This window comes from Spirochaetae bacterium HGW-Spirochaetae-1 (assembly GCA_002839375.1).
Lineage (GTDB): Bacteria > Spirochaetota > UBA4802 > UBA4802 > UBA5550 > PGXY01.
In genome coordinates this window covers 83,376-102,467 of the sequence record PGXY01000002.1, presented here as the reverse complement: position 1 = coordinate 102,467, position 19,092 = coordinate 83,376, and the positions used below count along the sequence as shown (strand labels likewise).

Here is a 19,092-nt window from a genome sequence, read left to right as displayed (position 1 = left end):
AAAATGATCGAAAATAACAAGTATGTTGCTATACATTACACGGGTACTTTTGACGGCGGTGAAGTGTTTGATACCAGCGTTGACGGACAGCCCCTGGAATTTCAAGTTGGGGCCAATATGGTTATCCCCGGTTTTGAAAACGCCGTTATGGACATGAATATCGGCGAGAAAAAAGAAATCCGCATTGAGCCCGCCGACGCCTACGGCGAATACGATGAAAACAGGAAACAATCCTTCCCCCTCGAAGAAATCCGTCAGAACTTCGAGCCTCAGGAGGGAATGACCATCGGCGTGCAGATGGAAAACGGCATGCAGATTCCGGCGGTCATCACATCGGTGACGGCATCGGAGGTAGTCATAGACATGAACCATCCCCTGGCGGGAAAACCCCTAAATTTTTCCCTGGAGCTCATCGCCATTAATGACACGGCCCAGTATGACCATGGCTGTTCCTGCGGCTGCGAAGAGACTGAAGGCTGTGGTGACGGCTGCGGCAGCGGCGGCTGCTGCTAGAGCGGCGGCCGTTTCTTAAACCACGGTACCGCCTTTTCCAGCTGGGCCGCAAGCCTGAATAGAACCGCTTCGCCGCCAAAGGGCGCAATAAACTGGACACCCACGGGAAGACCTTCGGGCGTCCAGTGAAGCGGGACGGACATGGCAGGCTGGCCCGTAAAATTGGCAATTTGCGTAAATGGCGTCTTTTCCAGGTTCTGCATGGCAATCTCCTCAGCCATTCCCGTGGCCTTCAAAAGGCCTCCCAGCTTCAGGGCATTGATAACCTGCATGGCAGCACGGTCAAAGGCTTTTGGCTGCAGCTCACCGACACGAACCGGCGGATAGGCCATGGTAGGCGTCAGGTACAGATCCCATTTTTCGTGAAACCTGCCCATGGCCCTGGCTGCCAGATCCCACTGTCGTAGAGATAGAACAAAATCCCGGGCGGAAAATTTTTGTCCCAGAAGTCCCAGAAGCCACGTCGTAGCCTCAAAATCATTTTTCCGCGGGTTTCTCTTCAATGCCTCACGGCTTTTTTCTATGTCAGCTGCAACCTCGCCGTAATACATGGTAAAATAGGACCTGGCCAGGGCGATACCGTCGATGTCGGGTTTCGTTTCCTCAACAATATGTCCCAGGGATTCCAGAAGCTTCGCCGCTTTCCGGACCGCTTCAACGCATTGCGGATGAACCGATCTTCCGATGGGTGAATCGACGGAAAAAGCAATCTTCAGTTTTCCCGGTTTTGTTTTGATCTCCTTCATGTACGGTTGTTCGGGCCGCGGGGTAACGCAGCGCGATCCCCGATCCGAGCCATTGGTCCAGTCGAGTACGGCAGCGCTGTCCCTGACCGATCGTGTTATTACGTGTTCGACAACGGCGCCCTGCCACCCCTCGCCGCCCGCGGGGCCCGAGGGATTCCTTCCACGGGTCGGCTTCATACCGAAGAGGCCGCAGCACGAAGCCGGAATCCGTATAGAGCCGCCCCCGTCTCCTCCCGAAGCCAGGGGAACCATACCCGCCGCAACCGCAGCGGCCGAGCCGCCGCTTGACCCGCCCGGTGTGTGGTCACGATTCCATGGATTCCGCGTAGGACCGAAAAGCTCCGGTTCCGTCACGCCCATGAGCCCGAATTCGGGAGTGCTGGTTTTACCCAGAACTATCAGGCCGGCCTTTTTAAATCTTCCCATGAGTTCACTGTCATAATCGGGAATAAAATTTTTATAGGCTTTTGATCCGTTTTGCATGGGAACACCGGCATAGGGTGATACCAGGTCTTTAACAAGGAATGGGACCCCCCTGAAGGGACCGGGCTGAAGGTTCCCTTCAACGGTCCGCCGTCCTTCGTCAAACATGGGACAAATAACGGCGTTCAGCAATGGATTTATTTTCTCAATTGCCTGAATGGCTGTTTCACATAGTTCCCGGGGTGATACCTTTTTCTTTTTGACCAGTTCAGCCAAACCAAGACCGTCATATGATGCGTATTCTTTTAATGTTCCCATGTTTTCCTCCTTAATAAATTCTTTTACCAGTATAAAACACTTTTTTTATTGACCGTCAAGGATTATTATCAGCTTCTGATTTATCCGATAAAATTTTGTTTTGCCTTTTATCGATAGTCCGGCAGAAGAGAAATAAAAAGTGACCGCCATGAAAAACAGAAGATACATAGCCATTTTGATAACAGTTTTCATCTCTACAGGGGCAACAGGTTGTTTACACCGGGGAGAGAATGAAAAACAAATCATAAAAAAGGACGTTATGATAAAAGAGTGCGCCGTCAATGATCTGGGACAGGTACTTGTTTTTGTCACGGATAAAGACAACCGGGAGTGGCTTTTTATCAGGGACTTCTACTCCCGGGAAAAATCCGGCAAACTGGTTTCGCTTGAATCATCTCGCTATCTGAATAAGGTAAAAAGACTGCGAAACCGAAGGGTAACGATTGTATATTTTGAAAACTATGCGGGAAACAGGGAAATTGAAAAAATAATTGAATGATAAGTTCATTTTTTTCAATATAATGAAAAAATGTTCACCACAAAAAGACAGAACATACACTTACAGTACAGGTATTGTTGAGCACTATGGCAGGCATATTCAGACGGGCACGTCAGAATGCTCAATTTATCGATGCGTATGATACGTATTATTCTCTCATATTCGGGTCCGTATACAACAGAATCCAGGACAGGGATGACGCTGAAGATATCACACAGGAAATTTTTATCAGGCTCTATAACAAAATAGACGAGGTCCGGAATATCCGGAACTGGCTCTATGGGACAATGCGAATGGTCATCCTGGAATTTTATAAAACAAAAAAAACCGATCATGTTAACATCGATGATCTTTATAACAACTCGGCCCTTGCATTCAGCAACGGCAGTCAGGAATGCAGAATAATTATAGAAGAAATAATCAATGATGCAGGCAATTTTATTAAAGAAAAAGACAGGATCATTTTCAATCTGGTGGTCCTTCAGGGTTATTCATTGGAGGAGACAGCCCGGGAACTGGGCCTTACCCGTGATCAGGTTAAATACAGACAAACTCTGACTATGAGAAATATCCACAGGGCCCTTAAAGAAAGGGGCATAACCCGTATTGAGGATTTCCTATGAATAATCACGATGATATTTATTTAAAGACTCTGATTGCCCGACTTAAAGTGAATGAACCGGTGTCCGCCGAATTGAGGGATTATATCGCCGGCTCAAAAAATGAGAACCTGATCAAAATTTTAAAAGGAAGCGGTCGATACGGAGTTGTCATCCAACTCATCCTGGCCCTTATGTATTCCATCCGCAGATGCGGGATCGGTGTCTCGTTCCATCAGAGCTGTATTATCTTCTACACCGCATCATTCCTCGCCATATCGGGCATTACTGCCGGGTCGTATACTGCAATAAGTAAATACATTGAACTATGCGCCACAAGGAATGCTGATACCGTCGGAGTTTCCGACAGGGAAACACACAGCGGGATACTTCCTCTACATAGCGGCGATACAACAACGGATCCTCCTGCGAATCATTACGGCTCCAATAAAATTTATATGGGAACAATTGAAACCATCAATGCCGAAGCCGGAACCGCAGATGAAATAGTCCTTTCCATTAAAAGGAATCTTGCCCGCATCCACGGTCCACAAAATCTGGTAAGCACGGCCGACACGGCAAACGTTTCATATGCCCTGACAGGATCGATAACCGGCATCAATGAGATATATATTATTTCAGTAAAAATCATTGACCGCAGGGAAAGCAGGATCATTTATATGACTTCCAGAAACATTACCGATAAAAATGCCATTGCCGCTTCATGCAAAGAAATAGCTGCAAGCATATCCGGTGCGGTAAAATAGTACTATTGCATGAAAACGAAACACCTCTCCTGGAGATCACTTCACCGAATAATAATTCTGATCCTGTTTTTAAAAGCAGCAGCACTGGCATCGCCGCAGGCCAATATGGCCGTTCTCGATTTTAGCCCGCATAATATCCATGCATCCTATGCCATCGCCGCAAGGGAAAGGATCGAATACATCCTTTTCAAGTCAGGTCTCTTTAATGTCCTGGAAAGAAAGCATATCGAGCTGCTTACGAGAGAATATCAGATTGTAACGGGAATGACCGAAAGTGATGCCGATGCAATAAAAATAGGGAAAACTCTATCCTCAGATTATATTATCACGGGAGAAATAATTAAAAGCGATCAGCTTGTCATAAGTATCCGTATTACCGAGGTGCAAAGCGGAAAAATAATTCATGCCGATTCTGAAACACTGGCTGACGACACTGAAGTGATACGGGCTGCGGAAAGACTGGGAAATGGCATTGTGTCCTTTTTCAAAGAAAAAAATATTGTAAAGGAACAGGCGGCAAAGCTTCGTCTGTCTTTAAACGGCGGATACCTTCGGCCCGTAAACGATTTAAAAGATATTGTTAAAGATGGATTTGCCGCAGAGACATTCTTCGGGCTGGAAGACATGCTTTTACGTTCGCTCACCATGGGTATTCATATGGGTTATATGCAGTTTCGTGGAACGGGATCGATAGATTACGCGGCAATTACCCCCATCATGTTTGAGACCTGTTACGCCATTAGTCTGCCTTTCACCAATAAAGTCTTCGCTGAACCTCTCATCGCCGGAGGCATTTCATATGTTATCCTTAAAAAGAACGGGAAGACAAGCGGCAGCCCCGAACCCCTTATATCAGCAGGCTGCAACATTCAATACAGGGCGACAAGGGAAGTGATGGTTACAGCGGGTTTCCGGCATCTGAGCCTCATTGAGCGGAATGGACTCATTCATTACTGTTCATTCACGGCGGGCATCGGCTATATTTTTAATTTTTACCGGTAAAACAGACGAATACCTATTGTTGCGCGTAATTCGTACTGCTATTAATAATTACAGGATTATTGTTCCTGATAATATCGAAAGTTATATTTTCCTCGGTTACATTAATCTGCATGGCCTCACGGATATTGAGCAGCGTAGTTGACCTGCTCTCGGCTGGTATAGTTTCCATGACACTCCTCAATACTGCCGTTTCCTCAAGGTTTTCATTGAGGTTCACGACATAAAGTGAAGTTGCATTATCATATGTCTGAGTGAGATTGCAGAGCATTGAGAGCGATATTTTACTCCCCCCTGAAGTCATATCCATTCTCTGAATAACGGCAACACGGGGGTCCCAGTACCCCTTCGCCGTAAGGAGGTTCCCTTTCACGTCGAATTTAACAAGAAAGACCCGGTCGGGAATTATTCCGTCTCCCGCCTGGTATCCTCCTACTACATAATTCTTATCCGATGTCTGAATGATCCGGCGAAGTACCGTAGCCTTCGCAAAAGAATAGGAGTTTTGCCAGAGAGTGCTGCCATGCTTGTCGATAGCAACAATATACACATACTTGCTGTTGTCATTCCTGTTGCGGCGATCCCCTACCAGAATGAGTTCTTCATTGGGAGTAGCAATAATGCCGCCTATTTTTATATCATACCCGGTCTCGGCTAAACGGAGAGCGTTTATTATGGTGCCGTCATCGTCGAATTCGACGACAAAGCTTTTCCACTCAGGGCCGCTGCTGTCAAGACTGATGCCTGTGACAAAATAACTCTTTTGTATACTGACCATGTTAATGGCAAAATCATATGTATAGCAGGCCGAGGTGGTGGAAGTATCTATGGGCGAAGAGAATACTTTCCCCCAGAGATACTCTCCTTCCCCGCTCAGTTTAAATAACACGGCATTTACACTGCCCGATCCATAACTGTCCGTATACGCCGAGACGATCAACTCCCCCTTATCATTCTCAATACAGTCTGCGGCATAATCCGTAGAATACCCGCTGAAGACTTTTTCCCATAGAATAGTCCCTTGTGCGCTCAGCCTGATAAGCCAGATGGCCGGAGACGCTTTTTCTAAAATCATTGTCTTATTTATCAGGAGGAACCCGCCATCTGCGAGCTTTTTCACGCCGCAGAGTTCTTCATACTCACTGCTGCCCAGCAGGTATTCCCACTCAATCATTCCCGTGTCACTGAGATGGGCAATCCATATATCCTGGGAATTATCACCATTGCTGTCATTTGTCCCCAATATGTATCCGCCATCATCGGCTGCAACAAGGGGACAATATGAATTGGTGACGCCGCGACTGTAAACAGCGTTAAAATTATTAATATCCGGAGTATATTCCGTATCAATAACACCGTTGAACACATTTCCGCAGCCGAAAAGTGAAAAAGCGACAAGTATAAATAAGCTGTAAGAGCTCAGCTTTATCATACTCCTCCTGATGATTCTGATCGTATTTATAATTATTTGCATAATGCTAATACTTTTTTAATGAAAAAATTTTCCCCACAATTACCCGTTTTTCACACTACACAGTACTGATGTTTGAATTTATAATTATTGCTATTCCGCACAGGTGGGCTTTTTTTTCAATAAAAAAATGTCTCTTGTTGTGATTTTTATTTATCATTCTGTTTTCAGATGTAAAGGAGTGGACCATATAGGGTCATTCATTACTTAAAAATTTTTCAACGCAGGAACAATGAATCAGGGCAATCGCAACGTTATAGACGAAACAGCTTCCGAAAATATTTTTCAGCTTTTTTTCGAGCACCTTCCCTTTCCGGCAACCTTCTTTTTTATAAAAGAAACGACCTGTAGCGACATTTTATGCATGTCGTGCTTACAATATGCCAACAGGTCCTTCAGAGACACCTACGGTATTATCAATAATGATGATCATGAAAACATTTTTTCTTCCATGATAAAGCCCGGGCTTATATCCGAAATCATGAACAATAAAACCGGGTACCCGGCAATTAAAAGTGATTCTATTATGATAACGTGCCGGCAGCGCTTTTATTACCGGCATATCGTACTGCTCGATGACAAGACCGGCATCCTTATCCTGAGCGATGCCTCCGATTCCATGAACATGGAGCTTAATTACCTTGAAAGCAGAGAAAAATATTTCACAATGATCAACTCCCTTCCGGAAATAGTTTTTGAAATAGACAGCAGGGGAAAAATATTATTTGTCAACCGAAAGGCGATTGAAATCCTGGGATATACCTATGATGAACTCAATACAATAAACGCCTTTGAGCTTATCGACAGCGATAAATCAATTACAGCCATCACCGAAAAACTCCTTTCCGGACAGTGCCGCGTTAAACATTCACACAGTTTAAAATGTAAAAACGATACACTTATACCAATAAACCTGTTTCTATCACCCATGGAGACGGAAGGCCGGATCAGCGGTTACCGCGGCATTGCCGTGGACATTTCACCGCTGGTGGAAGCCCGGAATCTGCTTCTCAGCAGTGAGGGAAAATTCCGCAAAATGATCGAATACAGCTTTGATGCCATAGCCATAATTGACTCCCGGGGGGTTCTCACCTATATCAGCCCTGCGGCCAGATCCATTACCGGCTATGATCCCGACGAATTACTGGGCCGTCCCGTATGGGATTTCCTTGCCGCTGATGGAAAACAGAAAGTCCTTTACCTTTTAGAAGGTCCCCTTGGAAAATCAAGGTCCACCCTGAAAGGTAAAATGCAGTTTAACAATAAGAACGGTTCTATAAAAACACTTGCCTATAATATAACAAACCTTCTTGACGATGATTCCATAAAGGGGATGGTGATAAACTGCCATGACATTACACAGGAAATTGAAGCATGCGCACTGATCGAACACCAGAATATTGAACTGCTCCACCGCGAAAGCCAGTATCGATATCTTTATGAAAACGCTCTTGTGGGAATGTTCACTGCCCGGCTTGATGATTTTTTAATCATCAATGCCAATGAGATGTGCCAGCATCTTCTTGGTTTTTCATCAAAGAAGGAATTTGTTGGAAAAAGACGCCTCACTGATTTTTTCCCCGACAATAAAAAAATCGACCCTCTGGTGAATAACAGCGGACAAAACAGTTATTATCATAATGACGCGATACAGATGCGAAAAAATGATGGTTCACTTTTCTGGATTGAAATAACCACACGTATCGCACACTTCGAAAATACCGTAGATGGAATCATCATTGATGTCTCAAAAAGAAAAAAAGCGGAGCATGATGTCTATAAACTCACCTATTACGATCAGCTTACACGACTTCCCAACCGCGAACTATTCAGACAGCATGTAATAAAAGAAATAGCAAGGGCAAAAATAAAAGGAGAAGGATACGTCTTCGCCGTAATGTTTCTGGGTATCGACCGTTTCAAACATATAAATTCCATCTATGGACCGCGCATAGGCGATCAACTTCTAAAGGAAATAGCCATGAAACTGGAAGCATCAATCTATAAAAAAGATGACAAGCTTTCACGATTTGAGGGAGATAAATTCCTGATTCTCTTCTCAGACATAAAGGACAGGGAAAATGCAGGGGCCCTGGTCAAAAATATGGGGAAAATTTTTACCGAGCCTTTTTTTATCGACAATCTTTATATAGATGTAACAGCCAGTGTAGGTCTCAGCACCTATCCGTCAGATGGTGATGATTCCGATACTCTTATTAAAAACTGTGAGACAGCCCTGTATATCGCCAAGGAACAGGGGAAGGGTATGTGTCATTTTTTCGACTCACGCCTTAATGACGAGATGCTTAATAATTTTGAGATTGAAAAGGATTTGCGTAAGGCTGTCCAGAAAAACCAGTTTTTCATACATTATCAGCCACAAATGAACAGAAATGGAATTCTTACCGGTCTTGAAGCCCTGATCCGATGGCAATGTCCCAAACGTGGTCTTGTCCCTCCCCTCCACTTCATCCCCATAGCGGAGAGATCGGGTATCATTGTGGATATCGGCAATGCCGTCCTTGCCCAAACCTGCGGCCAGTTAAAAAAATGGAAGAAATCAGGTCTAAATCCGGGAAAAATTGCAATAAACCTGTCACCATATCAGTTCAGCCAGAAAAACCTGACAGAAAAGGTCATGGAAGAGATCGTGAGGGCAAACATTGATCCCGCATACATCGAGCTGGAGATAACGGAATCGGGAATTATGGAAAATGAAGATGACAGCATTCAGAAAATAATGAAACTGAAAGAGATGGGTTTCTCCATCGCCGTTGATGATTTCGGCACAGGTTACTCTTCACTGAACAAGCTTCAGAATTATCCCATCGACACGTTAAAACTCGATAAATCTTTCATTCAGAATATCCTTTCCGATAAAAAATCATCGGCCATATCAAAACATATCATTCAACTGTCACATGACCTGGGATTTGAAGTCGTTGCCGAAGGTGTTGAAACAAAAGAACAGCTTGAATTTTTGATTCAACATAACTGCGATAAATTCCAGGGATACTATTTCAGCAAACCGCAGTCACCGGAATTTCTCGAAGAAACGTTCCTTGCCAGATAACTCCTTCCACACTGGATTAGTATACCGATTGTCAGACCGTGCAAAAGTTCTTATAACGCTGCTTGGCAATGCGATATATTTCCTTCACCAGTTCCTGGGGGTTGTCCTTGTATTCATGCATTCTTTTGCTGATCATCTCACGTACTTCCTTCATGTCCACGAAAGAAGCACCGAAAGTCACGTCTATTTCCCTTTCCACCGAGGCATAGCTGTCGCCGGAGTGCTCGATGCGCTGACCGATAATATTGTTCTGCAGAACCAGGTGCTCATACTCCAGCTTGAGGAGCTCTCTGGATTTGCCCTTCTGGGCCGAATACACGACCAGGGAGGGTATAAATTCCTCCCATGGACTCGAAGAAAGGACTCCGTCCAGTTCACCGTCGAAGTTAAAAAGGATGAGCATGGATTCCAGAGAAGAACCGTACAGGGTAAGGCGGGATTCCGAAGCTATATTTGACGGGGGATTGAAGGCCACGGAATTAACCTGCGAGAACGTTTTAACGCCTGACTCGCCGCTCCCGATGTAGACGATATCCTCATTTCTCAGGTCCAGGCCTCCCAGGTGTTTTTCGATTTCCAGGCTCTTCCGGTCACCGGAGATAAAGCGCTTAATATCACCGGCATATACATCCTTGTGCTTCTCATTCCTTTTGATCCGGTATTCCGTGGATATAAGATTTTTATCTCCAAGCCCTACCCTTTTAACGAATTCAATGGCGATCTCATACGGCATGGCGCTGAGAACCAGTGGATCATATTCTTTTATATACTTGATAAAGTTCAATGACCCGGGAAAGAGTCGTGCTTTTTTGCCGATAACCGAAACGCAGAACGTGGGTACCTCCCGCAGGAGAAAATCGGGGAAATATACGGCCAGTTTGAAAAAGGAAAAAGGGATATTCCCTTCTTCGGATATCTTCCTGTTGTTCTTGTCCAGGATGTTTTCAAAAAGGACACCCTCTTTATCGAAGAAGACGGAGTCCATGAGTTTTTTATAGTCGCCCACTTCCAGAAAATCGCCGAGTCCGAGAAAGATTTTTTTTGGACGCTGGAGAAGCCTGGACGTTTCAGCGAGAAAATCCTTCTTATCCATCTCCCTGACTTCAAATCCATCGGCAGGACCATTATTGATGATGAGCGTATATTTCTGTTCTTTTATTGCCATAGCCTTCCGTTCTTTAACAGGGTCATTCTCCCTGGCAAGGTTCCTCATTTAAAATACTGCATTAAGGCAGAAAAGCCCTGTAAAATGCAAGAAAATTACCATCACTGTTTCGTGGTGTATTCCTGTTCTCCTGAAAAATCCCTATCTTCGCCTGAACTGTTAAGAAAAACGACCGTGGCGCCCCAGTTTGCACCTTCATCGTGATAGGCCTTCACCTGCCTGTGGCCCTGCAAAATGGCATAGACCTGGCTCTTTTTCTGCGAACGTCCCTTCCCGTGCACAATCCTGACACGTACATACCCCTTCTCCACGGCCTGTCTCAAGAACTCCTCAACGACGGCCTTCGTATCACGGGGATGAAAATGATGCAGGTCCACCTCTTTCCCGAATTCCATCAAAAAGTCATCCTCAGTAAAAAATACTTCTATACAATACGGATAAGAGAATTATGACCGCGGCGATAATGCCTGCCTTGATTAATATATATCTCAAACCATGCGTGACCCGCTGTCCGGCATTCCCGGCAAAAAAAGTATCACCCTTCTCCGTCAGGGGATACGCGCCATTGTACCACACAGCTGATATGATGTTGAAAGTTTTTTCAACGGTAAGGGCGTCTTGTTCAATATAACCGATATCCCTGAGCTCAAGAATTATCAGAATATGGGGATCATCACGTAATTGAATCAGCTGATTTTTATCCTTGTTTTCTTCGTAAAGCACCAGCATTTTCTGCAATGCAGGATAGTAGCTCTCCCGGTGCTTCTGCATCTTCTCCAGCTCATGTTTTACATTAACCATTAACAATATCCATGTTAAACTATTTTGAATATACAAATAACTTACATGCATTGACCTCAATGCTCTGACCCCGCATTTTCCGATATAACATCGATATTGTACAATACAAAATTAAAAAATGGCTCATTTCGTATTGTTGGGATTTTGTCTCAATACCTGAAATCAGGTGAAAATAAAGAGTAAAATCACGCAAAGACGCTAAGACGCAAAGCGTTATGCTGGAAACAATGTAAGTATATCACTTCCTGATTTAAAGGTTGTCGGTGAGATTCAAATAAAAACATTAAAAAAACTTTGCGCCTCTGCGACTTTGCGTGAATTATTATTACCTTCTTTATCCGGGCCGGTTATATCAGGTAAAAGAACTTGACAAAAATAGAAACAAGACATAATATGGCATGTGGTAATACCATCTGCCGTAACGGAGGAACAATGCTGGAGCACATTCTGGAACCGCTGAAGGCCGATAGCCTGAAAGATGTGTTTGTCACCCGTTTTGAAGAACTGATACTCTCGGGAAAACTGAAAATCGGTGAAAAACTTCCTTCAGAAAGAGAACTGGCCGTGCAGCTCGGCGTCAGCCGTCCCGTTGTTCATGAAGGCCTTATCGAGCTTGCCTCCCGGGGGCTGGTGAGCATGAAACCCCGCGCCGGGGCTGTTGTCAACGATTACCGCCGAGAGGGTTCTCTAACACTGCTTTCCTCCCTGATCCAGTATCACAAAGGAAAACTGGAACCCCATCTCTTTGACAGCATGCTGCAGATGAGATCCCTTCTCGAAACGGAATTTGCCCGGCTGGCCGCTGAAAACCGCACCGCTGATCAGATGAAAGAGCTTAATGATATCCTGAAAATTGAGGCATCGATCAATTACAAGAACACGGAAATCGTGACGAACCTTGATTTCGAATTTCATCTCCTGGTGTCCCTGGCCACGGGAAACGCCATTTATCCCCTTATTCTTAATTCATTCCGTAAGATCTATACCAATCTGTCAGGCCAGTTCTTTAAAGACCACGAGGTAATCATGCGTGTTCATGGCTTTCACCGCGATATGGTGCAGGCACTGGAGTTACATGATACAAAAAAGGCCGTATCGGTTATGCGGAGCATGCTCGCCCACGGTGAAAAACACCTGCGTAGCATGCCGGCTGGAGAGTAGCTGCTGTTAAAAAGTATATCGGACAATGGAGGCTTCAATGAAAACGACATCGGCACATGATTACGCGATAAAGGAACCGGAGGGTCTGTCCCCCCGCATACAGTGGCTCCGCGACTATTATTTCCAGGGAACGGAGCGAAGGTGGAATAATGAATTTACCGCGTGGACAACGGGAACTCCCTGGGACGTCATTTACAACGAAATGACTTTCTACATTGTTCCCGAATCATATACACTCCTGAACACCCTGGGCGCCTCCTACCTGCAGGGGGCACGGAAGGTTGAACTTCATGAAAAGTTCTGGGACTGGAGCCTCGTGGAAAGGCGCGCCTGGTTTGTCCGTGAGGCCATAGTCAAGTACGTGCCCTGCGAACTGCTCCCCGGTGACCTGCTGGCCGGTGCCCGCTTCAATATACAGACGTCCATGTGCTTCACGGAAAAAGAAAGCAGGGAATGGAACCGCCTTGTGAAAGGTAAAAAGGGTGCACGGGCCCGTATGAAATGGTTCCATGATCATGGCTACGGCAATGCCGGGGCCACGAGCGGACACCTTATCCCCGGCCATGAACGTCTGCTGAAGCTGGGCTGGAAAGGCGTGCACGCTGATCTGACCGCTCATTATAACGCCCTGGATAAAAAGCGCAAGAAGGGTCCGGCCGGTAAGCAGCTGCTTGCCATGCTTACCGCCGCCACCACTGCCAGAGACCTGGCGGCCCGATACGCGGAACTGTGCCGGTCATTATCGGAAAACGAGAAAGACCCGCAGCGCAGAGACGAACTCCTGGCCATGGCGGAAAACCTGGAAAAAGTCCCCTGGGAACCGGCCTCAACTTTCTGGGAAGCCCTTCAGGCACTGTGGCTGAACCATATGCTGGTCATGACCGACGAAAACTATCCCGGTGCCGGGATATCCTTCGGACGCGTGGACCAGTACCTCCTGCCCTATTACGAGCAATCAATACGCGAGGGCATGGAACGTGAATTCGCCAAGGAAATACTGAAGTGCTTCTGGGTGCATGCCAACACGGCCTATGACGCCATGATACGAAACGGCAACCAGGGGATTACCGCCGGTTTCGGCCAGCTTATAACACTCTCGGGTCTCGGCAAGGGCGGGCAGGATATGACCAATGAGCTCACCTATGTCATCCTCGAGGTCATCGACGAGATGTCCCCCATACTGGAGCCAAAACCCAATGTACGGCTTCACCGCAACAGCCCTGAAGAGCTGCTGAACAAAATTGTCGGCATGATCGAATCGAGCCAGGGCGCGCCTTTTCTGCTCAATTTTGATGAACGCTCCATGGCCGGCATGATTTTCCAGGCCGAGAAAACAGGTCTGCAGCATCTCATCAACAAAGACAATGTGCATGAATACGCGCCCGTGGGCTGTCTTGAGAACACCATGGTGGGCAATGACCGGTCCGGCACCGTGGACAACAACCTGAATCTCCTGAAGGCCGTAGAACTGGCCCTGACCGGTGGAAAGGACCTGCTCCCCTTCACGGACCCCATGACGGGAAAAACCGAACCCGTCAGGCAGGACGGCCCGGCCACGGGCAATGCCATGTCATTTAAAACCTGGGACGAATTCTGGAAGGCCTATGCGGAACAGACGGCATACATCATAGGGAAATGTGCCGGGCTCTATGAAATATCGGAATCACTGCGAGCCCGCTTTTTCCCCACGCCCTACCTCTCCTGCATGGTGAAGGGATGCGCTGAAAAAGCCAGGGATATCACCCAGGGCGGCGCCGAATTGAGTTTTACTACTCTGGAGGCCGTCACTTATGCCACTACAGTGGATTCCCTCCTGGCCATTAAATACCTGGTCTTCGACAAGAAAGCCTGCACCATGGATGAACTTGTCGCCGCCCTGCGGAACAACTGGGAGGGGTATCCCATACTCCAGGCCATGGCGAAAAACAAGACGCCGAAATACGGCCGCGACGACAACGAAGCCGATGATATGGCAAGGCGGGTCATGAAGCTGTGGTGCGATGAAACATGGAAGCACTCAACGAAATCAACGGGACGGCGCTACAGGCCCGGCATGCTGAGCTGGAACTACTGGGCCGGTGACGGGTATATCATGGCAGCAAGCGCTGACGGACGGCCCCGGGGCCAGTTTCTTTCCAATGCCATCTGCCCGTCCAACGGCGCCGATATCAACGGTCCCACGGCCAATACCAACTCCGTGGGCAAGGTTCTGGGAGGGAAAGCGCCCGACGGCATGGGCAACTGGGATGATTACCTGAACGAACTGCCCAACGGAGCAAGCCACACCATCACTTTCAACCCTTCGATTCTTCGTGACCCGGAGCACCGGGACAAATTCAAGGCCTTTCTCCGCGGATATGCGGAAAACGGCGGCACGGCCCTCCAGATAAACATGCTGGACCCCGTCATGCTGAAAGAAGCGCAGATGCATCCCCAGGATTATCGTCATCTCCTGGTACGAATAACGGGATATAACGCCTATTTCACCACCGTTGGCCGGGAACTGCAGGACGAAGTGATTGAACGAATCAGCCATAACAGGTTTTAAGGAAGCGATGATGCAGGATAACAAAAAGACAGGGACCGTGCTCGAGATCATCCGTATGTCCACCGAGGACGGTCCCGGCATCCGTACCACGGTTTTTTTCAAGGGATGCACCCTGAAGTGTTCATGGTGCCATAATCCTGAAAGCTTAAGTCCCGTGCCACAGGTCCAGTGGATAGGTAACAATTGTATCGGATGCCGTATCTGCGAGAAAGCCTGCCCTGCAGGTGCCCTGGAACTGAAACCCGAAGGAATGGCCATTGACCGCGACCTGTGCAGGGGATGCGGCACCTGCGCCGACCAATGTCCTTCCACGGCCATGGAACTGCTGGGTAAAAAATGGAACGTTGCAGCACTGACGGACGAACTGGTAAAGGACAAGGCCTATTTCGAGCGATCCCGGGGCGGTGTGACTCTCTCGGGAGGTGAGGCAGCCATGCAGAAGGAATTCTGCCTGTCTCTGCTGAAGGAACTCAAAGGAAGGGGAATTCAGACTGCACTCGATACCTGCGGACATATATCATGGGCTGTACTGGAAAGTCTCCTGCCCTACATCGACATTCTTCTTTTTGACCTGAAGGAAATCGATACGGCGAAACATACGGTATTCACCGGCGCCGGGAACGAAACCATATTGGAGAACGCCCGTAATATCGCCGCGTACATGAAAGACCATATCCGTCCCGCAACGCTCTGGGTCCGTACTCCCGTAATTCCCGGAACAACGGCAACGCATGAGAACATTCGCGGCATCGGTAATTTTATCACCATAAATATGCGGGATTCCGTGGACCGGTGGGAACTCTGTTCCTTCAACAATCTCTGCAGGGACAAATACCAGCGGCTGGGAATGGACTGGCAATTCGCAGACAAGGACCTTTTAACCGCCCGTTTCATGGAAGAGCTTGCTGAAACGGCGCGCTCTTCGGTACCGGTGCCGTCCATTGTACGCTGGAGCGGTTCCACCATCCTTGAAAAGAATACTGATACAAACAGCCCGGCCGATGTGGAAAAGAAAATAAAATCATCGCTGCCCCGGTGCTGAAACTGAAAACAGGAGCATAGACATGGCAATTCAGAAGACATTCAATGAAGCGGATATGAAATCCTTTGAGCCGGCCGAAAAGGTGGGTATCGTCGCCACCGTTGACTCCCGGGGACTCCCCCACATGTCCCTCCTGACTTCCCTCATGGCCTCCAGGCCGGACCAGCTCACCATCGGCGAATTCAGCACGGGAAAAAGCAAGGAGTACATGGCCCTGACGAAAAACATGGCCTTCGCCATCCTTACCATGGACAGGGTTCTCTGGCGCGGCAGGGCTCGCTGGACCCACCTCAGGAAAGAGGGGCCTGAATACGAAATATACAACAAACAGCCCATGTTCCGGTACAATACCTATTTCGGCATCAACACCGTGCATTACTTCGATCTCCTGGAAACCACGGCAGGAGCTCCTCTGCCCATGGGCGCCATTGTCAAATCCGCGCTCATAACCAAACTGGCAAAAGGAGGCGCTGCTTCGGCAGGAAAAGAACGCCGGCTCTCATTTTTCGGCGAATATATTTTCAACAGGCTGGATTCACTGAAGTTCCTGTCATTTATCGGCGGAGACGGTTTTCCCGTGATCATCCCCGTGATTCAGTGCCAGGCTGCCGACAACGGACACCTGGCCTTCTATCCCGGCGCTTTCGGCGGGGAGCTCCTGGAGCTCAGGGCAGGCACCATTGTATCGGTCTTCTGTCTTACCATGCAGATGGAGGATGTCCTGGCGAGAGGGACCTTCATGGGATATTCACGCAGCCGGGGAATCAGGCTGGGAACCGTGGACATAGAGTGGGTTTACAATTCAATGCCGCCCAACCACGGCCAGATATATCCTCCCGTGCCTCTTGAACCCGTCACCAACTTTTAGCGAAGCCGGGCCGTTCATTCCGGCGGGATAGAAGCGAAGCGGATCACCTTCTCCAGGTTCCTTGTGGCATCCATGGTGAGGTCGATATTAAAAGTGCGGGCAAGCCTCTTTCTCTGATTATCCGTCACTATGGCCACGATGGGCTTGTCATCGCCGATAGAATGGACCTCCCTTACCATGGCCACCTCGCCGGTATTGAGAAGTACAAGGGTGCCGGGAGGAAATACGGGATGCTTCTGGAGAAGCGGGGTCATGTCACGAACAAAACGGGAGACCAGTACAGGGCTGAAATGGGTACCGGCCCCGCGCATGATAAGGGCCAGCGCCTCGCTGGTCGTATAAGCCCTTTTATACGAACGCTCCGTGGTGAGGGCGTCATAGACATCGCAGATGGCGGCAAACTTGGCCCCGGCATGCATGTTTTCGTCGTTGAGTCCCCGGGGATATCCTTTTCCATTGTACCATTCATGATGCTGGTGGATTATGGCGAGTACATCCTCTGAGACGTCCTTGAACTGTTCCATGTACTCGTAGCCCTTCACGGGATGCTGACGGAAGATATATATCTCATCGCCGGAGAGCTTCCCCTGCTTATTCAACAGATCACGTGATATCGTGAGCTTGCCCGTATCATGGAGAAGCGCCCCCAGTCCCACATCGTGAACCATCTCGTAGTCAATGCCGTACTTCCCGGCCAGCATCATGCTGAGGATTCCCACATTCACGGAATGAGTGTAGGTATAATCGTCATATTCTCGAATTTTCATGAGCGGCAGAAGAGTGCTGTCATCAGCCTCGATAAAGTCCTGGAGGTCCCGGACAAACTGCCGGGCCTCGTTGAAGTCGGGCCTGTCATTCCTGGCGACGGCTTCCAGGAGCATATCCATAATATCCCGGGCCCGATTTCTGAATTGTTCGATTCCCTCAGGCTGTGTCTTCACCGGTGCATCATCGCGGGGTGTATAGTATATTAACTGTATCCCTTTCTTTTTTAGAAATTCGATCATGTCCTGTGTAAAGGGAATATGGCTGCGGAAAAGAAGGTGGTTTTGCTCATCATAGACATTGCCGGCAAGCGTTGTTCCCACCTCAAGGAAATCAACCCTTACCTCAATTCTCTCAATGTGCCTGATAGGATCACTGCTCATGAACTATTCCAGAAGGATAACTCCTGAACCATATGTATTGGTATGTACAGTAAAAAGTCAAGCCTTTAACACCGATTATTCCCAGGTCAGGTTCCGCTGTTATACCCCAGCTGTCCTGAAATCATGGAAGACGTATATCTCACGGCATTGATAATTTCCTCACGCCGGCTGCTGATGTGCTCGGCATTGCCGGTGATGGCAAAGGCTGCGAAAACCTGTCCCTGCCAGTTAAATATGGGGGCGCCGATGCCGGCAAGCCCTATAATGCTCTCCTGGTTGTCAAAGCTGATGCCGTCCCGCCGTACCTTTTCCAGTTCCTTCATGAAATCTTCTTTTACGACGATAGAGGCGTCGGTCATGGGCTCGAAAAAATAATCCTTCAGCAGCTCTTCGCGCTTTTTATCCTCAAGATGGGCATAGATGACCTTGCCTATGCAGGTGGTATGGGCCGGTATTACTGATCCTGCCTGCGGCATAGTCATAAACCTGTTTTCCGGTTCAACCCTGAGAAGCACCACGACACGGTTTCCCACAAGCATTCCCAGGTTCACCGGTTCCCGGAACTGGTAGCAGAGACGCTCCATCCAGACTCGGGCCGTATTGACTAGGTCCATGTTCGTGGCATATTTCATGCCGAGCTGAAAGAGCATGGGTCCCAGACGATATTTCCCCGTTGCTGGATCACGTTCGAGATAGTTCATATCCAGGAGGGTGAGTACTATGCCCTGGATTGTCGTTTTGGGAAGCGAAAGTTTTTTGGAAAATTCCGTAATTCCCAGGGGCCTCTTTTCATGGATGAACAGGTTGAGAATATCCCCGGCCCGCTGAACCGACTGGATAAATTTCTTGTCCTGCTTCCCTTTCTTTTCAATAGCTTCAGACATGACAATGCTCTCTGATAAGGAAATGTATTGACAAAATTTTAATTACGGGTAGCATTGTAGCACAGTG

The 19,092-nt window shown here is 47.8% G+C and carries 17 protein-coding genes; 10 read left to right on the top strand and 7 right to left on the bottom strand.

The features are described 5' to 3' along the window. Nucleotides 1–3: 3 nt before the first annotated feature. The gene (locus tag CVV44_02465; GenBank protein ID PKL40486.1) at nucleotides 4–513 is read left to right on the top strand and encodes a peptidylprolyl isomerase; all 510 of its coding nucleotides are present in this window, start codon (nucleotides 4–6) and stop codon (nucleotides 511–513) included. Here the strand turns inward: CVV44_02465 and CVV44_02460 are convergent. Next, nucleotides 510–2,000, bottom strand: coding sequence for an amidase (locus CVV44_02460; GenBank protein PKL40485.1), 1,491 nt, complete (start codon nucleotides 1,998–2,000; stop codon nucleotides 510–512). The two genes, CVV44_02465 and CVV44_02460, sit on opposite strands and share 4 nt — an antisense overlap. Nucleotides 2,001–2,259: 259 nt before the next feature. Here CVV44_02460 and CVV44_02455 point away from each other — a divergent pair, with 259 nt between their 5' ends. The 4 genes from CVV44_02455 (at nucleotide 2,260) to CVV44_02440 (ending at nucleotide 4,867) form a co-directional block, all read left to right on the top strand. After that, complete coding sequence (locus CVV44_02455; protein PKL40484.1) at nucleotides 2,260–2,499, top strand: hypothetical protein; 240 nt, start codon at nucleotides 2,260–2,262, stop codon at nucleotides 2,497–2,499. An 86-nt stretch (nucleotides 2,500–2,585) separates the two neighbouring features. Continuing rightward, complete coding sequence (locus tag CVV44_02450; protein PKL40483.1) at nucleotides 2,586–3,122, top strand: hypothetical protein; 537 nt, start codon at nucleotides 2,586–2,588, stop codon at nucleotides 3,120–3,122. Beyond that, a complete protein-coding gene (locus CVV44_02445) occupies nucleotides 3,119–3,865 on the top strand; it encodes a hypothetical protein (protein ID PKL40482.1) in 747 nt (248 codons plus the stop codon). Before CVV44_02450 ends, CVV44_02445 begins: the two co-directional genes overlap by 4 nt. Before the next feature lie 9 nt (nucleotides 3,866–3,874). Further along, a complete protein-coding gene (locus CVV44_02440; GenBank protein PKL40481.1) occupies nucleotides 3,875–4,867 on the top strand; it encodes a hypothetical protein in 993 nt (330 codons plus the stop codon). A gap of 13 nt (nucleotides 4,868–4,880) precedes the next feature. On the opposite strand, the gene CVV44_02435 is transcribed toward CVV44_02440, so the two are convergent. After that, entirely contained in the window at nucleotides 4,881–6,296 is a 1,416-nt protein-coding gene (locus CVV44_02435) for a hypothetical protein (GenBank protein ID PKL40480.1), read from the bottom strand. Between the two features lie 271 nt (nucleotides 6,297–6,567). On the opposite strand from CVV44_02435, the gene CVV44_02430 reads away from it, so the two are divergent. After that, complete coding sequence (locus CVV44_02430; GenBank protein ID PKL40479.1) at nucleotides 6,568–9,408, top strand: hypothetical protein; 2,841 nt, start codon at nucleotides 6,568–6,570, stop codon at nucleotides 9,406–9,408. Nucleotides 9,409–9,439: 31 nt separating this feature from the next. Here the strand turns inward: CVV44_02430 and CVV44_02425 are convergent, their stop codons facing one another. From CVV44_02425 to CVV44_02415, 3 genes are read right to left on the bottom strand one after another with little or no spacing between them, the layout of a single operon-like run. After that, entirely contained in the window at nucleotides 9,440–10,621 is a 1,182-nt protein-coding gene (locus CVV44_02425) for a hypothetical protein (protein PKL40478.1), read from the bottom strand. A gap of 53 nt (nucleotides 10,622–10,674) precedes the next feature. Next, nucleotides 10,675–10,968 (bottom strand): DNA mismatch repair protein MutS, encoded by a 294-nt coding sequence (locus CVV44_02420; protein PKL40477.1) that lies wholly within the window; start codon nucleotides 10,966–10,968, stop codon nucleotides 10,675–10,677. Between the two features lie 13 nt (nucleotides 10,969–10,981). Next, nucleotides 10,982–11,374, bottom strand: a complete 393-nt coding sequence (locus CVV44_02415; protein ID PKL40476.1) for a hypothetical protein — start codon at nucleotides 11,372–11,374, stop codon at nucleotides 10,982–10,984. A 393-nt stretch (nucleotides 11,375–11,767) separates the two neighbouring features. Here CVV44_02415 and CVV44_02410 point away from each other — a divergent pair, with 393 nt between their 5' ends. Genes CVV44_02410 through CVV44_02395 form a run of 4 tightly spaced genes read left to right on the top strand, consistent with a single transcriptional unit; the run spans nucleotide 11,768 to nucleotide 16,993 of the window. Further along, nucleotides 11,768–12,535 carry a hypothetical protein gene (locus CVV44_02410; GenBank protein PKL40475.1) on the top strand — a complete coding sequence of 256 codons (768 nt, stop codon included), beginning with the start codon at nucleotides 11,768–11,770 and terminating at the stop codon, nucleotides 12,533–12,535. A gap of 25 nt (nucleotides 12,536–12,560) precedes the next feature. After that, a complete protein-coding gene (locus tag CVV44_02405) occupies nucleotides 12,561–15,083 on the top strand; it encodes a hypothetical protein (protein ID PKL40474.1) in 2,523 nt (840 codons plus the stop codon). Nucleotides 15,084–15,090: 7 nt separating this feature from the next. Next, nucleotides 15,091–16,125, top strand: coding sequence for a glycyl-radical enzyme activating protein (locus CVV44_02400; protein ID PKL40473.1), 1,035 nt, complete (start codon nucleotides 15,091–15,093; stop codon nucleotides 16,123–16,125). A gap of 22 nt (nucleotides 16,126–16,147) precedes the next feature. Continuing rightward, complete coding sequence (locus CVV44_02395; protein ID PKL40472.1) at nucleotides 16,148–16,993, top strand: hypothetical protein; 846 nt, start codon at nucleotides 16,148–16,150, stop codon at nucleotides 16,991–16,993. Nucleotides 16,994–17,007: 14 nt separating this feature from the next. Here CVV44_02395 and CVV44_02390 read toward each other — a convergent pair whose 3' ends face one another. Both CVV44_02390 and CVV44_02385 read right to left on the bottom strand, forming a co-directional pair. Next, nucleotides 17,008–18,141 (bottom strand): hypothetical protein, encoded by a 1,134-nt coding sequence (locus CVV44_02390; protein ID PKL40471.1) that lies wholly within the window; start codon nucleotides 18,139–18,141, stop codon nucleotides 17,008–17,010. Nucleotides 18,142–18,227: 86 nt separating this feature from the next. After that, nucleotides 18,228–19,025, bottom strand: a complete 798-nt coding sequence (locus tag CVV44_02385; protein ID PKL40470.1) for a hypothetical protein — start codon at nucleotides 19,023–19,025, stop codon at nucleotides 18,228–18,230. Nucleotides 19,026–19,092: the final 67 nt, after the last annotated feature.